This is a genomic window from Kitasatospora sp. NPDC058046 (assembly GCF_042885595.1).
Lineage (GTDB): Bacteria > Actinomycetota > Actinomycetes > Streptomycetales > Streptomycetaceae > Kitasatospora.
In genome coordinates this window covers 55,286-70,173 of sequence record NZ_JBHVRS010000022.1, presented here as the reverse complement: position 1 = coordinate 70,173, position 14,888 = coordinate 55,286, and the positions used below count along the sequence as shown (strand labels likewise).

Annotated in this window: 12 protein-coding genes; 6 read left to right on the top strand and 6 right to left on the bottom strand. The window is 74.4% G+C overall.

Annotated features, from left to right (window positions below):
• Positions 1–242: 242 nt before the first annotated feature.
• Positions 243–677: a MarR family winged helix-turn-helix transcriptional regulator gene (locus tag ACFVU7_RS34530; protein ID WP_030235202.1), complete on the bottom strand. Its 435-nt coding sequence runs from the start codon at positions 675–677 to the stop codon at positions 243–245.
• 123 nt (positions 678–800) lie between these two features.
• Here ACFVU7_RS34530 and ACFVU7_RS34525 point away from each other — a divergent pair, with 123 nt between their 5' ends.
• Both ACFVU7_RS34525 and ACFVU7_RS34520 read left to right on the top strand, forming a co-directional pair.
• Positions 801–1,295, top strand: coding sequence for a VOC family protein (locus ACFVU7_RS34525; protein WP_234348557.1), 495 nt, complete (start codon positions 801–803; stop codon positions 1,293–1,295).
• 283 nt (positions 1,296–1,578) lie between these two features.
• A complete protein-coding gene (locus ACFVU7_RS34520) occupies positions 1,579–2,427 on the top strand; it encodes an MHYT domain-containing protein (RefSeq protein WP_375876453.1) in 849 nt (282 codons plus the stop codon).
• Between the two features lie 160 nt (positions 2,428–2,587).
• Here the strand turns inward: ACFVU7_RS34520 and ACFVU7_RS34515 are convergent, their stop codons facing one another.
• Together ACFVU7_RS34515 and ACFVU7_RS34510 are read right to left on the bottom strand one after the other, a co-directional pair.
• Positions 2,588–4,306, bottom strand: a complete 1,719-nt coding sequence (locus ACFVU7_RS34515; RefSeq protein WP_388049146.1) for a hydrogenase maturation protein — start codon at positions 4,304–4,306, stop codon at positions 2,588–2,590.
• Positions 4,307–4,509: 203 nt separating this feature from the next.
• Complete coding sequence (locus tag ACFVU7_RS34510; RefSeq protein ID WP_387972711.1) at positions 4,510–5,433, bottom strand: DUF4231 domain-containing protein; 924 nt, start codon at positions 5,431–5,433, stop codon at positions 4,510–4,512.
• A 131-nt stretch (positions 5,434–5,564) separates the two neighbouring features.
• Here ACFVU7_RS34510 and ACFVU7_RS34505 point away from each other — a divergent pair, with 131 nt between their 5' ends.
• Entirely contained in the window at positions 5,565–6,014 is a 450-nt protein-coding gene (locus ACFVU7_RS34505; RefSeq protein WP_388049143.1) for a VOC family protein, read from the top strand.
• Positions 6,015–6,095: 81 nt separating this feature from the next.
• On the opposite strand, the gene ACFVU7_RS34500 is transcribed toward ACFVU7_RS34505, so the two are convergent.
• Both ACFVU7_RS34500 and ACFVU7_RS34495 read right to left on the bottom strand, forming a co-directional pair.
• Positions 6,096–6,554, bottom strand: a complete 459-nt coding sequence (locus ACFVU7_RS34500; RefSeq protein ID WP_388049141.1) for a ricin-type beta-trefoil lectin domain protein — start codon at positions 6,552–6,554, stop codon at positions 6,096–6,098.
• Between the two features lie 194 nt (positions 6,555–6,748).
• The gene (locus tag ACFVU7_RS34495; RefSeq protein WP_049655021.1) at positions 6,749–8,209 is read right to left on the bottom strand and encodes an NCS2 family permease; all 1,461 of its coding nucleotides are present in this window, start codon (positions 8,207–8,209) and stop codon (positions 6,749–6,751) included.
• 176 nt (positions 8,210–8,385) lie between these two features.
• Here ACFVU7_RS34495 and ACFVU7_RS34490 point away from each other — a divergent pair, with 176 nt between their 5' ends.
• The 3 genes from ACFVU7_RS34490 (at position 8,386) to ACFVU7_RS34480 (ending at position 11,561) form a co-directional block, all read left to right on the top strand.
• A complete protein-coding gene (locus ACFVU7_RS34490) occupies positions 8,386–8,700 on the top strand; it encodes a DUF2530 domain-containing protein (RefSeq protein WP_388049138.1) in 315 nt (104 codons plus the stop codon).
• A 52-nt stretch (positions 8,701–8,752) separates the two neighbouring features.
• Positions 8,753–11,212: an HAD-IC family P-type ATPase gene (locus ACFVU7_RS34485; protein ID WP_388049135.1), complete on the top strand. Its 2,460-nt coding sequence runs from the start codon at positions 8,753–8,755 to the stop codon at positions 11,210–11,212.
• 79 nt (positions 11,213–11,291) lie between these two features.
• Complete coding sequence (locus tag ACFVU7_RS34480) at positions 11,292–11,561, top strand: hypothetical protein (RefSeq protein ID WP_049655012.1); 270 nt, start codon at positions 11,292–11,294, stop codon at positions 11,559–11,561.
• On the opposite strand, the gene ACFVU7_RS34475 is transcribed toward ACFVU7_RS34480, so the two are convergent.
• Positions 11,525–14,821 (bottom strand): sacsin N-terminal ATP-binding-like domain-containing protein, encoded by a 3,297-nt coding sequence (locus ACFVU7_RS34475; RefSeq protein WP_380740368.1) that lies wholly within the window; start codon positions 14,819–14,821, stop codon positions 11,525–11,527. The two genes, ACFVU7_RS34480 and ACFVU7_RS34475, sit on opposite strands and share 37 nt — an antisense overlap.
• Positions 14,822–14,888: the final 67 nt, after the last annotated feature.

The following is a 14,888-nucleotide window of genomic DNA, read 5'->3' as shown; positions in this document are numbered from 1 at the left end:
CGCCCCGGGCCGGGGCGGGGGCGGGGGGGGCCTCGAGCGCGCGGAGGGGGCGGCTGGCTGCGGCCGGGGGTGCCAGGGGGGCCGCCCCGGGGGGCGGGCGGGCCATGGCGGTGGCCGTCGCGCTCCCGGTGTCGGTGGTCGGTCCTGCGGTGATGCGGGCTCCTTGTTCTCCCGGCGGCCGGCCGGGGTCGGTGTGCCTCAGAGGTGTACGAGCTGCGGCCGTACGGACCGCGGGTGTACGGCTACAGGTGTGCGAGCTTGTAGAGCACGGGCGCGGCCTCCCTGAGGACGGCCCACTCCTCCTCGTCGAGCCCCTGGGCGAGCTCGGCGAGCCAGACGTTCCGGCGCCGACGACTCTCCGCGAGGATCGTCTCGGCCTGCTCGGTGCTGCTGACGACCACCTGTCGGCGGTCCTCGGGGTGCGGTTCGCGCCGCACCAGCCCCTTCTCCTCCAGCATCGCGACGATCCTGGTCATCGAAGGAGGCTGCACGTGCTCCTTCCGGGCGAGCTCACCCGGCGTCGCCTTCCCGCACCGGGCGAGGGTGCCCAGCACTCCCATCTCGGTGGGACTCAGCGACTCCTCCACCCTCTGGTGTTTGAGTCGTCGGGAGAGGCGCATCGTGGACGATCGCAGCTGACTGATCGCTGCGAGGTCCTGCTCGGACATCTCGGGCATCTCTTTAGCTTACGTCATTACTCTCGCTAAGGAAAATGAGATCCGCCGCCGTGCCGGAGGGTCACCCCGGTGCCATATTGGTGATGGGCCCCAGCTCTCGACTCCCAGAAGGGCCGACCTGCCATGTCCGACCTCGCCACCGAGCGGTCCGAGCGGTCCGAGCCGTCCGGACGGCCGCAGTCGTCCGAACGGTCCGACCGGCCCCGGTCGTCCGAGCAGCCCCAGCCGACCGGGCCGACCGGGCCCGCCGACACCGGCTTCGGCCGGCTCGCCATGGTCACCATCGACTGCGCCGACCCGGTCGCGCTGGCCTCGTTCTACGGCGAACTGCTGGGGTGGGAGACCAGGCACGCGGACGACCACTTCGCCATCCTGGACAACCCGGAGGGCGGCAGCCCGCTGGGCTTCGGACGGGTGACCGGCTACCGGCCGGAGCCGTGGACGGAGCCGGACGGCAGCAAGCACTTCCACCTCGACTTCTACGTCGACGACCTGGACGAGGCCACCGCCAAGGCCCTCGCGCTCGGCGCCACCGAGCCCGCCTACCAGCACGGCCGCACGCTGCGGGTGCTGATCGACCCGGCCGGCCACCCGTTCGGGCTAGCCCCCTTGGAGTAAGCACCAAAGGCGGCCGGGGACGGTGCGCAGGCGGTGTCAGGGGTTGGTGCCGGGATCATGCAGGCCGCGTAAAGGCCCATCCTGACCTGGGACTTCACGAAAAACGCGAACATTGTGCGACTGCCGGTCGATGGCTAATCTCCCCCTTGTCAGGGGCACCACACGCCAGGCTCCTCCCCGCGGGACGGCGTTCCCGCTCCGGTGCCCGTTCGCCGCGCGCCTTCCCCGACCAGCCGCGCCCTCCCGCGCCCCGGTGCCCTCAACCCTCGTCCAGGGAGCTCTCTTGGGTGCGATCCACCATGCCGACCACGGCTGGGTGACCCCGGCGGTCTCGTACTTCGTCGCCTGCCTCGGCGCCTTCGTCGCGCTGCGCAGCGCCCGCTGGGCGCTCGTCTCCCAGGGCCGCACCCGGGTCGTCTGGCTGCTGTTCGCCTCCACCTCGCTCGGCGCCGGGATCTGGTCGATGCACTTCATCGCGATGCTCGGCTTCTCCGTGACCGGCGCCGAGATCAGCTACCGGCCCCTGCTCACCGTGCTCAGCCTGCTGGTCGCCGTCGCCGTGGTCGGCATCGGGCTCTTCACCGTCGGGTACTGGCGCCGCCGCGCCCCTGCCCTGCTGGTCGGCGGGCTGACCACCGGCCTCGGGGTCGCCGCGATGCACTACCTGGGCATGGCCGCGATGGTCCTGCCCGGCCGGCTCGGCTACGACCGGACCGTCGTGGCGGCCTCGGTGGCCATCGCCGTGGTCGCCGCCACCGCCGCGCTCTGGGCCGCGCTGAACATCCGGGGCACGCTCGCCGTCCTGGCGGCGGCGCCGGTGATGGGCGTGGCGGTCTGCGCGATGCACTACACCGGCATGGCGGCGCTCTCCGTCCAGCTGGACTTCTCGCGCTCCACCGAAGGCGGCGTGATGGCGCTCCAGTTCATCTTCCCGCTCGGGGTCGGGCTCGGCTGCTACGTCTTCTTCGGCTCGCTGGCCTTCGCCGTCTCCCCGAGCCGACCCGACTCCCAACCCCTGCTGGCCGGTCCGGCCGCCCCGCTGCCCCCGCGGGCCGCGCGCACCCCGGGCGACCCGGACGGCCAGTTCGTCCCGCAGCGGCGACAGCCGCTGGGCGGGGCGGCCCGGCACTGACGCCGGGTACGGGAGCGGGGCCCGAGCGGGCGTCCGGCCGGGCCCCCCACCCCGGCCGGGCGCCGCCCGTCCCGCTCCTGCCCTCCCCGTACGACGCGCGACCCGCCACGACCGCGCGAACCCCTGTGCCCGCGTGGGCCGTTACGACCGCGCGGGCCACTTACGACTGATCCGGCCGCCCGAGCAGCCCCGCCACGTGCTCCGGCGTGGCCACCGGGCAGACCTTGTGCACGAAGTCCCGCCGCAGCGCGTGGTACGGCCCGCCCGCCCGGTAGAAGTCGGCGTGCATCCGGCGCAGTTCCTCCGCCCGGTACTCGGCCAGCGGCTTGGCCTCCTCGTCGGCCGCGCGGCGGCGCTTCTTGTCCACCAGCCGCCCGGTGAGCTCCGGCGAGGCGGCGATCCGGGCCGCCTCCCGCGCCACCCAGCGGCGGAACCCGGCCGCGTCCCCGCCGACCGTACGGTCCACCAGGCCGATCCGGCGGGCGTGGTCCGCGCCGACCGGCAGCGCCTCGGCGGTGAGCCGCCCGGCCTGCTCGGCACCGACCCGGCGGGGCAGGGTGTACGTCCAGTACTCGGAGCCGTACAGGCCCATCAGCCGGTAGTGCGGGTTGAGCACGGCCGAGTCCCGGCACCACACCTCGTCGGCGGCGAGCGCCGCCATCAGCCCGCCGGCCGCCGCGTTCCCGGCCAGGGCCGCCACCGTCACCTTGTCCGTCGTGGTCAGCACCGCCTCGACGACGTCGTCCATCGCGTTGATGTTCTCCCAGGACTCCAGCGCCGGAAAGGCCGCGCCCTGGATGACGTTGAGGTGGATGCCGTTGGAGAAGAAGTCCCGGGGCGCGCCGAGCACCAGCACCGAGGTCGGCCGCTCGGCCGCCTCCCGGTAGGCGGCGAGCAACCGGCGGCACTGGTCGGTGCTCATCGCCCCGCCCGCGTAGGCGAATTCGAGGAACCCGACCTCGCCCTCCTCGTGGTAGCGCAGCTCCGACCAGGTGTCCCGGCCGCTCGCCCGCTCCGGGCTCACCGGCACCTCGCGGACCCGGTACAGCTCGTCGGCGAGCACCGTGGCGGCCGGCAGCTTGAAGGTGGCCGGCCCGCCGGGGGTACGGCGCGGGCGCAGCTGCGGTATCCACACCGCGCCGTCCACGGTGGCCCGGCAGATGGCGCCGTCCCGGGTGGCCAGCACGGCACCGGGCACCGGGCCGCGCAGCTCGTCCTCGGGGTGGCCGCCGTGCAGGAAGAACTCCCGTCCGTACAGCTCGTCCAGCACGCCGGGCTGGGAGTCGGCGGCGCGCAGCCTGCGCAGCACGGTGGCGGTGTCGTCCCGCTCCCAGTCGATCCGGCGGGCCTCCTGGCGCAGCGGGTGCCGCGGTTCGCCGTGCACGTCCGGCCGGGCGTAGTCCAGCGGTTCGGGGGTGAACAGCCCTCCCTCGTACCGCTGGACGGCCAGCAGGACGGCCTCGACGGCGGCGTCGGCGAGCTCGCCCCGGTACAACTCGCTCTTGCCGCAGGCCGGGACGGGGAACTCGACGGACGCCCAGATGTCGCCGGCGTCCATCTCCTCGACGGCCTGCAGCACGGTGACGCCCCAGCGCTCGGCCCCCTCGGTGATCGCCCAGTCGAGCGAGGAGGGGCCGCGGTCGCCCTTGGGCCCCGGGTGGACGATCAGGACGGTCCGGGTCGACCAGATGTCCTGCGGGACGGCCTTGGTGAGCATCGGACAGATGATCAGCTCGGGGTCGGTGCGGACCACCGCCGCCCTCATCTGCTCGTCACCGAGGGCGAGTTGGACAGCGACCTGGTGGCCGCGCTCGCGCAGCCCGGTGTGGACGCGCTGGGTCAGGCTGTTGAACGCGCTGGCGATCAGGAGAATGCGCAAGGAGGGCCTCCGGCGGGAACTGGGGTCGCGCGCAGGCGATGAAACCAGGGCATGGACACGTAACGATTACGGTCCGCACCTGGGCGCCCTACTCTCACGCACCCCGCACACCCGCACCCCGCGTTTCGCCGGATCTCCCCAAGTCCCCGCTCCGGTCGAGTACTCTGCGCCGCTCCCGCCCCCGCCCGTCCCGCGGCCCCGGCTCAGCGCGGGAACGCCCGGCGGGCCCGCCAGGTGGTGTGCTCCCGGGAGACCGCGTCCTCCGCCTCGGCCGCCAGCCGGGCCCAACGGGCCTCGGCGTCCGGCGCCTTGAGGTCGAGGTCGGACAGCTGGTTGCCGACGTTCTCCAGCTCCCGCGCGGCCAGTTGGTAGGCGGCGGCCAGCGGGCCGAGCTGCTTGAGCTGCGTCCAGGCGATGATCGCCGCCGCCGCGGCCGAGGTGGCGCCGAAGACGTGCACCGGCAGCGCGCCGGTGGCCTGGGCGATGGCCGCCGCAGCACCGACGATGATCAGCACCGCGACGCCGAGCCCCCAGGAGACCGCCTGCGAGTCGCAGGCCTCGGCCCGGGAGCGGTACCAGGTGCGCTGGCCCTCGACCCGGGTGCGCAGGTAGAGCGTGCGCCGGGTGGTCAGGCTCTCGGCGCGCTGCCGGCGCATCTCCGGGGTGATCTCGGCGACGCTGCCGGGCGGCACGATCTCCGGGTCCTCGAAGGCCCGCAGCACGTCCTCGACCTGGAGCAGGTAGCCGCGGTCGGTGTCCTCGGACTCGGCCGCACCGTCGAACGGCCGGGCCCGGACGGTGTACTTCCAGGCCAGCGTCTTGACCGACTCGGCCGCCGCCCGGGCCTGGTACCAGCGGCCCTGCGGGTTGCCGCGGCGCAGCCGGGACCAGAAGTAGCCGGCCACCAGGAAGGCGGCGACCGAGAACAGCGGCCAGATGTCGAGGGCGTTCTTGTCGTCCGGGTCGGGGAACGACCCGATCACGGCGGCGACCACCAGCATCGCGATCAGGCCGCGGTACCAGCGCAGCGTCTCCCGCTGGCCGTCCAGCGAGGCCTTGTCCGTCGTCCAGAACAGCTCCGGCAGCAGCTGCGCCTCGACGCCCCCCGGCGGATCCTGTTGCACCATCGGTCGAGTCCCCTCCCCCTTCTCCGTCCAGCCAGTATTCCCACCGCCAACTGGCCTACACGGGCGCCTTTTTGACAACTTCTGACGGCCGGCCATTGCCCGACCCCCGGGTAACCGGTAGAAACGGTTACATGCCGCTGCACTGGAAGCTCGTCATCGACTGCGCCGACCCGCACCGCCAGGCCGCCTTCTGGGCCGCCGCCCTGGAGTACACGCCGGAGGACCACGGCGCGCTGATCACCCGGCTGCTCGCCGCCGGCGCGGTCGACCCGGAGGCCCTCACCGAGGTGGACGGCCACCCGGCCTGGCGCTCCCTGGCCGCCGTCCGCCACCCCGAGGACCCGTTCGACCCGGCCTCGGACACCGGCCTCGGCCGCCGCGTCCTGTTCCAGGCCGTCCCCGAGCCCCGGCAGGGCAAAAACCGCCTGCACCTCGACGTCCACCCCGGCCCGGGCGAGCGCGAGGCCACCGTCGCCCGCCTCACCGCCCTCGGCGCCACCCCCCTCCGCCACGTCGACGAGCCCGGCGGCGCCTGGACGGTCATGCAGGATCCCGAGGGCAACGAGTTCTGCGTCCACTGACCCGCCCCCGGCACGCGAAGGGCCGGCGGCGGTCGGCTCCCCGACCACCGCCGGCCCCACGGGCACGGCCCGGTGCGTCCGTCAGCGGACGGCCCACTCCGGGTGGGACCCGGTCTGACTGCCGACGTAGACGCCCTCGGAGTCGTTGGCCTTCAGGTACCGGCCGGTGAGGACGTTCTTGATGAACGGACCGTCCGGCCCGGTGAACTCCCACACCTGGCGCAGGTCGCCGGTGCACTGGAGGAGTACGGCGTGGCCCCACGGGTTGCTGGTGTCCACGTCCGTCAGGCACGCGTTCGCCGCGAGGCTGCGGATCTGCCCCGTCCCTTCACTCGGGACGTCCCAGAGGAACGGCGGCACGGGGATGCACGGGCCCAGCCCGACGGTCTGGTCCGGGTTCACCGCGAGACACCGCCCGAAGTGGAGGTTCTGGATCTGCCCGACCCGGCCCTCGGGCTGCGCCGAGGCGGCCGGGGCCGTCGTCATGGTCAGAGCGAGGACTGCGCCGCCGATCACCGCGGCAGCCGTTGTACGGCTCACGACTGGTTCCTTTCAGGTCATGGGTCCGCGGTCATGGGTCCGCGCCCCTACCCGGGAACCTCCCTCGCCGGCAAGGCGCCACGACCGTCCCGTCCGCAGAACAACCCGAAGGTGTGAAGCCCCGCTGCGGCGAACGCCGACGGCCCCGCCCTCCCGAGCGGGAGGACGGGGCCGTCGGAGAACCGGCGGGGCCGTCAGAGCAGGCCGAAGGCCGGCATCAGGTAGTAGAAGGCGAAGACCGACGCCACCGCGTACATGGGGACGGGGACCTCGCGGCCGCGGCCGGCGGCCAGGCGCAGCACGCAGAAGGCGATGAAGCCCATGCCGATGCCGTTGGTGATGCTGTAGGTGAACGGCATCATCACGATGGTCAGGAAGGCCGGGATCGCGATCGTGTAGTCGGCCCAGTCGATCTCCTTGATCGAGTTGGCCAGGATCAGGAAGCCGACGGTGATCAGGGCCGGGGTGGCGGCCTGGGCCGGGACCATGGTGGCGAGCGGGGTGAGGAAGAGCGCCACCACGAAGAGCAGGCCGGTGACGATCGAGGCGAAGCCGGTCCGGGCGCCCTCGCCGACGCCGGCGGTGGACTCGACGAAGCAGGTGTTGGCGGAGGCCGAGGTGGCGCCGCCGGCCGCGGTGGCGATGCCGTCGACCATCAGGACCTTGTTGATGCCGGGCAGGTCGCCCTTCTCGTCCAGCAGGTGGGCCTCGTCGGCCACGCCGAGGATGGTGCCCATCGCGTCGAAGAAGCAGGACATCAGCACGGTGAAGACGAACAGCAGGCCGGTCAGCACGCCGACCTTCTCGAAGCCGCCGAACAGGCTGACCTTGCCGACCAGGCCGAAGTCCGGCGCGGAGACCGGGTTGCCCGGCCAGGTCGGGACGGTGAGGCCCCACTTGAGCGCCGGGACGTCGGCCACCTTGTCAATGACCGCGGCGAGCGCGGTGGAGACCGCGATGCTGATCAGGATGGCGCCGGGCACCTTGCGGATCAGCAGGACCAGGGTGAGCACCAGGCCGATCACGAAGATCAGCACCGGGAAGCCGAGCAGGTGCCCGTTGCCGCCGAGCTGGAGCGGGACGGTGGTGTGGGCGGCGTCCGGGATGCGGCTGACGAAGCCGGAGTCGACCAGGCCGACCAGGCTGATGAACAGGCCGATACCGATCGCGATGGCCTTGCGCAGGCCGAGCGGGACGGCGTTCATGACCCGCTCGCGCAGCCCGGTGGCGACCAGCAGCATGATCGCGAAACCGGCCAGCACGACCATGCCCATGGCGTCCGGCCAGGTCATCTTGGGGGCGAGCTGGAGCGCCACGATCGTGTTGACGCCGAGTCCGGCGGCCAGGCCGATCGGGACGTTGCCGATGACGCCCATCAGCAGGGTGGTGAGACCCGCGGTGAGGGCGGTGGCGGTGACCAGCTGGGCGCTGTTCAGGTGAGCCCCGGTGACGTCCGTGCCGCTGGCCAGGATGATCGGGTTCAGCACCAGGATGTACGCCATGGTGAAGAAGGTGGCGACACCGCCGCGGATCTCGCGCGGCAGGGTGGAGCCCCGCTCGCTGATCCGGAAGAAGCGGTCGACGGCGCTCGTGGGGGGCTGCGGCGCGGCGTCGGCGGGTTCGGGCGACTCGGTGGTCGGCTGGACCACAGGCATGCGTGCGTCCTCTGTGGGGGAGCTGAGGAGGGGGTGGGAACGCCCGGGGCGACGGTGGCCGGGCGCAGGGCCTCAAGTATCGTTTCCCGATCGCACACGCGCTATCTTCGCGCGTAGAGCCCGCGCGGGGTCACGGCACCCGCGCAGCCGCCCCACCGCACCGTACGCTAGGCCCCATGCCCAAGACGCCACTGCACCCCTCGCCCCCTCCGCTGGAGGCCAACGACGTCGCCATCGTCGGCGGCGGCACGGTGCTGTGGTTCATCGCCTTCCTCGCCCTGCTCCCCTTCCAGGGCAGCCTCTCGGCTCACGGCCACGGCACCTGGCCGTGGATCTGCCTCTCCGGCGGCCTGCTCGGCCTGATCGGCCTCTGGTACTGCCGCGCCCGGCGGGACGCGATCGCCCGCGGCCGCGCCGCCGAGGCGGCCGCGCACACGGCCGAACGGACGACCGGCGACGACGGCCAGGACCCGGCCACCCGGTCGGACTGAATAGTCCTTTAGTAGCACGCACCGGACATAAGGCGCCCGTAGAGTCGGTGCCATGACGCAGCCTGCCCAGCCGGCGGAAGAGCAGCCGGCCGACGGAGACCGCCCGGACGGAGCCCACCCCCTCGGCCTGCTGCCCGGCCGACGCGGCGGCCTGACCACCGCCGAGGTCGCCGAACGGGTCGCCCGGGGCCAGGTCAACGACGTCCCCGTACGGTCCAGCCGGTCCACCCGGGAGATCGTCCGCGCCAACGTCTTCACCCGCTTCAACGCGATCATCGGCGTGATGTTCGGGATCATCCTGATCGTCGGTCCGATCCAGGACGGCCTGTTCGGCCTGGTCATCGTGGCCAACACAGCGATCGGCATCATCCAGGAGCTGCGCGCCAAGAAGACCCTGGACAGCCTGGCCCTGATCGGCGAGGCCCGCCCGCAGGTCCGCCGGGACGGCACCGCCCGGCAGGTCGGCGTCTCCGAGATCGTCCTCGACGACACCGTGCTGCTCGGCATCGGCGACAAGGTGATCGTGGACGGCGAGGTCACCGAGGCGGACGGCCTGGAGATCGACGAGTCGCTGCTCACCGGCGAACCCGACCCGGTCCTCAAGCAGCCCGGCGACCAGGTGATGTCCGGCAGCTTCGTGGTGGCCGGCGCCGGCGCGTTCACCGCCACCAAGGTCGGCCGCGAGGCCTACGCGGCCCAGCTCGCCGAGGAGGCCAGCAAGTTCACCCTGGTGAAGTCGGAGCTGCGCACCGGCATCGACAGCATCCTGCGGATCATCACCTACCTGTTGATCCCCACCGCCCTCGGCCTGATCATCAGCCAGCTGGCCGTCGAGGGCCGGGACTGGCGCGAGGCCGTCCGGCGCATGGTGGCCGGCATCGTGCCGATGGTCCCCGAGGGCCTGGTGCTGCTGACCTCGGTCGCCTTCGCGATCGGCGTGGTCCGGCTCGGCCGCAAGCAGTGCCTGGTCCAGGAGCTCCCGGCGATCGAGGGCCTGGCCCGGGTGGACACCGTCTGCCTGGACAAGACCGGCACCCTCACCGAGGGCGGCATGGACGTGGTCGACCTGCGGGTGCTCTCCGACGGGGAGCCCGCCGCCGTCGACAAGGACACCGTCCAACACGCGCTGGCCGTGATGGCCGGCGCCGACGCCCGCCCCAACCCGTCCATGCAGGCGGTCATCGACGCGTACGGGCGCGGCGACGACGGCGCCGCCTCCGGCCGGAACGGCTGGCGGGTGATCGAGGCGATGCCCTTCTCCTCCGCCCGCAAGTGGAGCGGCGTGCAGCTGCTGGAGCCGCAGGGCGGCGAGGCCAGCTGGCTGCTCGGCGCGCCCGACGTGCTGCTGCCCGCCGGGCACCCGGCCCTGGCCGAGGTGGACGAACTGGGCGCCCAGGGCCTGCGCGTGCTGCTGCTGGGCCGCACCCCCGTCCCGCTGGACTCCCCCGACCCGGCGGCCGGCCTCACCCCGCTCGCCCTGGTGGTGATCCAGCAGCGGCTGCGCTCGGACGCCGCCGAGACCCTGCGCTACTTCGAGGGCCAGCGGGTCCGGGCCAAGGTCATCTCCGGCGACTCGGCGGTCTCGGTCGGCGCGGTGGCCGGCCACCTGGGCCTGCCCGGCGCCGACCACCCGCTGGACGCCCGCTCCCTGCCCACCGACCCGGAGCAGCTCGCCGAGACCGCCGACCGGACCAGCGTCTTCGGCCGGGTCACCCCCCAGCAGAAGCGCCAACTGGTCGGGGCGCTGCAGTCCCGCGGCCACACCGTGGCGATGACCGGAGACGGCGTCAACGACGTGCTCGCGCTCAAGGACGCCGACATCGGCGTGGCGATGGGCACCGGCTCCGACGCCACCAAGGCGGTCGCCCAGATCGTGCTGCTGAACGACTCCTTCGCCTCGCTGCCGTCGGTGGTGGCCGAGGGCCGCCGGGTGATCGGCAACATCGAGCGGGTCGCCTCACTCTTCCTGGTGAAGACCGTCTACTCGGTCCTGCTGGCGCTCCTGGTGATCTTCACCCACTCGCCGTACCCGTTCCTGCCCCGGCACTCCACCGTGCTGTCCTCGCTGACCATCGGCATCCCGGCCTTCTTCCTCGCCCTCGCCCCCAACAACGAGCGGGCCCGCACCGGCTTCGTGAAGCGCGTGCTGCGGCTGGCGGTCCCCGGCGGCGCCATCGCCGGCACCGGCACCTTCGTTGCCTACACGCTCGCCCGCACCGACCACGCGACCGACCTCAAGGCCGACACCAGCGTGGCCACCCTGACGCTCTTCCTGATCGCCATCTGGGTCCTCGCCATCGTCGCCCGCCCGTACAACTGGTGGCGGCTGCTGCTGATCGGCGCCATGGGCGGCGCGTTCGCCCTGGTCCTGCTGGTGCCCCCGCTGAAGTCGTTCTTCGACCTCTCCCTGGTCGGCTACCGCGACCCGCTGACGGGCGTCGCCGTCGCGGTGGTCTGCGGCATCGCCCTGGAGATCGCCTGGCGCGTGATGAAGCGCCGCGGCATGGAGTGACGGAGCCGCCGGCCGGCCGCGCCACCGCGTGACAAGCCCCCCGCGCACACCCGATGATGACCCCGGAAGGGGGTGCCGAATGGCACGCAGGGGTGGGGACCTGGAGGCGTTCATCGCCTTCCTGGGCGGCTTGGCGGCGGCCGGACTGGCCGCCCTGGCGATGGCGGGCGTCGGGCTGACCGTCCGGCCCACACCGGCACTGCGGACCGCCGCGCTGGTGACGCTCGGCGCGGTCTGGCTGACCGCCACCACCGCCGTCTACCGGCGGCTGCGGGCGCGCACCGACCGGCCGACCGGTGCGCGCCGCGGGGCTCAGCCCTCGAAGTCCCGGGCGGCCGAGAGCTCGTAGGCGCGGTCGGGCTCGCTGAGCGCGGCCAGCACCTCGAAGCGGCGGTGCCACTGCCCGACCGACCAGGCCAGCCCGGCGGCGAGGCCCTCCGGGGTGGCCGCGTGCAGCAGGCCGGGCACCGGCGGGACCTCGAACTCGTCGTCCTCGTCGCCGGCCTCGGCCAGCTCCGGGTCGTACGGCGGCTCCGGGGTGTCCGCCCCGGTGTCCCAGCGCCAGTCCACCGCCGCCTCACCGCCGTCCGGCCCGACGACCAGCAGCTCCTCGTGCTCCTCGTAGGCGACCGGGCAGCCGGGCAGCAGCTCCCGCACCACCGCCGGGACCCGGTGCAGCACGCCCTCGGACAGCACCCGGCCGCCCGCCACCTCGCTGGCCAGCGACACGTGCAGCCGCTCGGCGAGGTCGGCGGCCAGCGCCGGGGCGACCGGCAGCAGCGGGTACGGGTGCAGCAGCTGGACCAGGTCGGGGGCGTCGGCGACGACCGCCTCGGTGGCGTCCACCACCACGGTGTGGGCCGGCCGGCGCCCGGTGTCCGGGTCCATCGGCGGCAGCGCCCGCACCACGTCCAGCGGCTCGATCCGCTCGCGGTCCACCCGGGCCAGCGCGGTGTGGATGCCGTGCAGCTGGCGGTGGCCGACCTCGGCGTCCGGGTCGGTCATCCGGTCCAGCACCTCGTCCGGCCCGTGCGGCTCGGCGAGCAGCGCGGCCAGCGTGGTGCGCACCCCGAGCGCGTGCAGGAACTGCTCGTCCAGGGTGGTGCGGGCCTCGTCGTACAGGCCGCGCAGCAGCGGGTCGGCCCCGGCGGCGCGCAGGCCGGCCGGCTCACGGCCCGCCAGCACCGGGTGGTCGCGCAGCCACCAGGCGGTGTACGGCGGCAGGTCGGCGTACGAGCCGTCCGGCAGCAGGGTGCGCACCGGGCCGACCACGGCCTCCCGGTACGGCGGGCGGGCCAGCGCGGCGAGCGCCTCCGGCCAGGCGTCGTCGTCCACCAGGTCGAGGTCGCGCACGGCCAGCAGCTCGGCGGCGACCGGCGGGACGCCGACCGCCTCGTCGGCCTGCAGCGCCTCCAGCGCGTCCTCGGCCCACTCGGCGAGCCCGTCCGGCGCCTCGTCCAGCAGGCCGGTGGGGTGGCCGCCGGCCGCGCGGTCGGCGGGGACGGTCGGGTCGAGCCGCTCCAGGTCGTCCGGGTCGAGCACCACGTCCTCGGCGCGCACCAGCACGAAGTCGGCCAGCACGCCGACCGCGGCGAGCACCTCGGACCCCCAGCGCTCCAGCAGCTCGTCGTCCACCCAGCCGGCGTCCTCCTCGCGGGCGAGCGCGGCGAACGGGCTTCCGGGCAGCACGAGTTCGCCGGCCCGGGCGGGCTCGCCCTCGTCGTCGAGCAGGGCCAACCGGGCCAGCCAGGGGTGGGCGCCCGGCTCCGGGGCGGCGGCCTTCACCAACGCCAGGACGGCGTCGGCGAGTTCGAGCGCCGCGTCGAGGTCGTCCTCGGCCAGCTCGTAGGAGCGGGCGACGGCGGCCCGCGCCTCGGGGGTGTCCAGCACCCCGGCCGGGGTGGCGGTGCCGGCGCCGAGCCTGGCCAGCAGCGGGTGGGCGGCCTCGGGGTGGGCCAGCCGCAGGTCGAGCGCCGCGAGCGCGCCCGCGAGCGACCCGGGATAGCCGGGGAAGGCCGCCCAGTCGGCGTCCTCGGAGGGCAGCAGGACGCGCCGCGGCCCGGTGACCGTCCGCCCGTCGGCGAGCGGGACGGGCAGCGCGCCGAGCGCCTCCGGGTCGGCCGCGCCGAGCGCCGCGTACAGGTTGCGCCACCACGCGGGCTCGCGGTCCAGGCCGCCGAGCTGGTCCACCACCTCGGCCAGCGGCACCCGGCGCACGTTCAGCACCCGCAGCTCGGTACGGCGCTCCAGGCCGGCCGGCAGCAGCCCGGGGAAGATCGGCGAGAGCGCCTCGACCACCGAGCCGTCCGCGCCCTCCAGCAGCGTCGCGTCCCGGGGCCGCAGCGCGGGCGTGCCCTCCTCGACCGGCGCCGGGTGCGGCAGGAACGGCGTGTCGGGCAGCCGGGAGAGCACCCCGGCGCGCAGCGCGTTGTCCAGCGCGCCCTGGCCGAGCGGGGCCGGGACGAGGCCGAGCGAGCCGAGGTCGGCGCCACGGGCGCGCAGCAGCTCGGCGTAGCTGTCGGCGGCCCGCTCGGTGAGGAAGTCGGCCAGCGGGCCGGGGGCGACGTGCCGGCGGGTGGAGTCCAGCGGGTAGGAGGCGATCAGCAGCGCGGGCAGGCCGACCGGCTCGTCGCTGGGGGTGGGCGCGTGCAGCACGGAGGCGATCCGGGGCCGCTGCGGGGCGCCGTCCTCGCCGACCGGGACGGCCCAGGTCACCGTCCAGTACGGGCGGGCGCGCTCCTCGGTGGGCCGGTCGGCCAGCAGCTCGGCGGCGAGCGTGCCGGAGGCGCCGGCGGTCTGCCAGACCGTCCGCCGCGGCCGGCCGTCCGCGTCGTCGGTGACGGTCACCTCGGTGACCCCGTCCGGGCGGGTCTCGGCGGCGTCCCGGGTGAGCGTCCGGACGCCGTCCGGGGTCTCCACCACGACCTCGCGCAGGCCGGGCAGGGTGAGCAGCAGCGCGTCGTCGATCCCGGCCAGCAGACGGCGGGTCAGGTCCTCGGCGGCGGCGTCCCGCAGCGGCAGCACGACCACCGTGTCGTAGCCCTCCGGGGCGGTGCCCTCGGCCGCGAACGGCAGCCGCAGCAGCGGCACGTGGCCGTCCCGGCGGCGCAGCTCCTCGGCCAGCTCGGGCTGGGCCCCGGCCAGCGACCGGGCCTCGCCGAGCGACCAGCGCACCCCGCCGCCGGCGCCCAGCACGGCGGGCTCGTCGGTGACCGCGAGGACGGCGGCGAAGCCGACCCCGAACCGGCCCACGGCGGGCGCCTCGCCGCGCTTGGAGGAGGCGCGCAGGGTGGACAGCGACTCGACGGCGGCCGCGTCCAGCGGGGCGCCGGTGTTGGCGGCGGCGAGCACGCCGTCGGCGAGGGTCAGCCGCAGCCGGCCGGGGCCGTGGCCGGCCCGGACCGCGGCGTCGGCCGCGTTCTGCGCCAACTCGACCACCAGGCGGTCCCGGTAGCCGCCGAGCGCCAGCTCCTCCTCGGCGTTGGCGTCCTCCCGGAACCGGGACGGCGAGGCGGCCCAGGCGTCCAGCACCCGCCGGCGCAGCGCGGCGCTCCCGAAGGGGTCCGCGAGGTGCTCGTCCGTGCCGCTGCCGATGATCCGAGGTTCCACTGGACCTGCCACCTTCCGCTGCCCTGTTCGTCGTAGGGCATTCTTCCCTGCCCCACCGACTGCTCCC

Bases quoted from the DNA above. Each gene is read 5' to 3' on its own strand.
- ACFVU7_RS34480 (WP_049655012.1), top strand. From the start codon at position 11,292: ATGGCACGCAGGGGTGGGGACCTGGAGGCGTTCATCGCCTTCCTGGGC.
- ACFVU7_RS34490 (WP_388049138.1), top strand. From the start codon at position 8,386: ATGCCCAAGACGCCACTGCACCCCTCGCCCCCTCCGCTGGAGGCCAAC.
- ACFVU7_RS34525 (WP_234348557.1), top strand. From the start codon at position 801: ATGTCCGACCTCGCCACCGAGCGGTCCGAGCGGTCCGAGCCGTCCGGA.
- ACFVU7_RS34530 (WP_030235202.1), bottom strand. From the start codon at position 677: ATGCCCGAGATGTCCGAGCAGGACCTCGCAGCGATCAGTCAGCTGCGA.
- ACFVU7_RS34510 (WP_387972711.1), bottom strand. From the start codon at position 5,433: ATGGTGCAACAGGATCCGCCGGGGGGCGTCGAGGCGCAGCTGCTGCCG.
- ACFVU7_RS34485 (WP_388049135.1), top strand. From the start codon at position 8,753: ATGACGCAGCCTGCCCAGCCGGCGGAAGAGCAGCCGGCCGACGGAGAC.
- ACFVU7_RS34495 (WP_049655021.1), bottom strand. From the start codon at position 8,209: ATGCCTGTGGTCCAGCCGACCACCGAGTCGCCCGAACCCGCCGACGCC.
- ACFVU7_RS34505 (WP_388049143.1), top strand. From the start codon at position 5,565: ATGCCGCTGCACTGGAAGCTCGTCATCGACTGCGCCGACCCGCACCGC.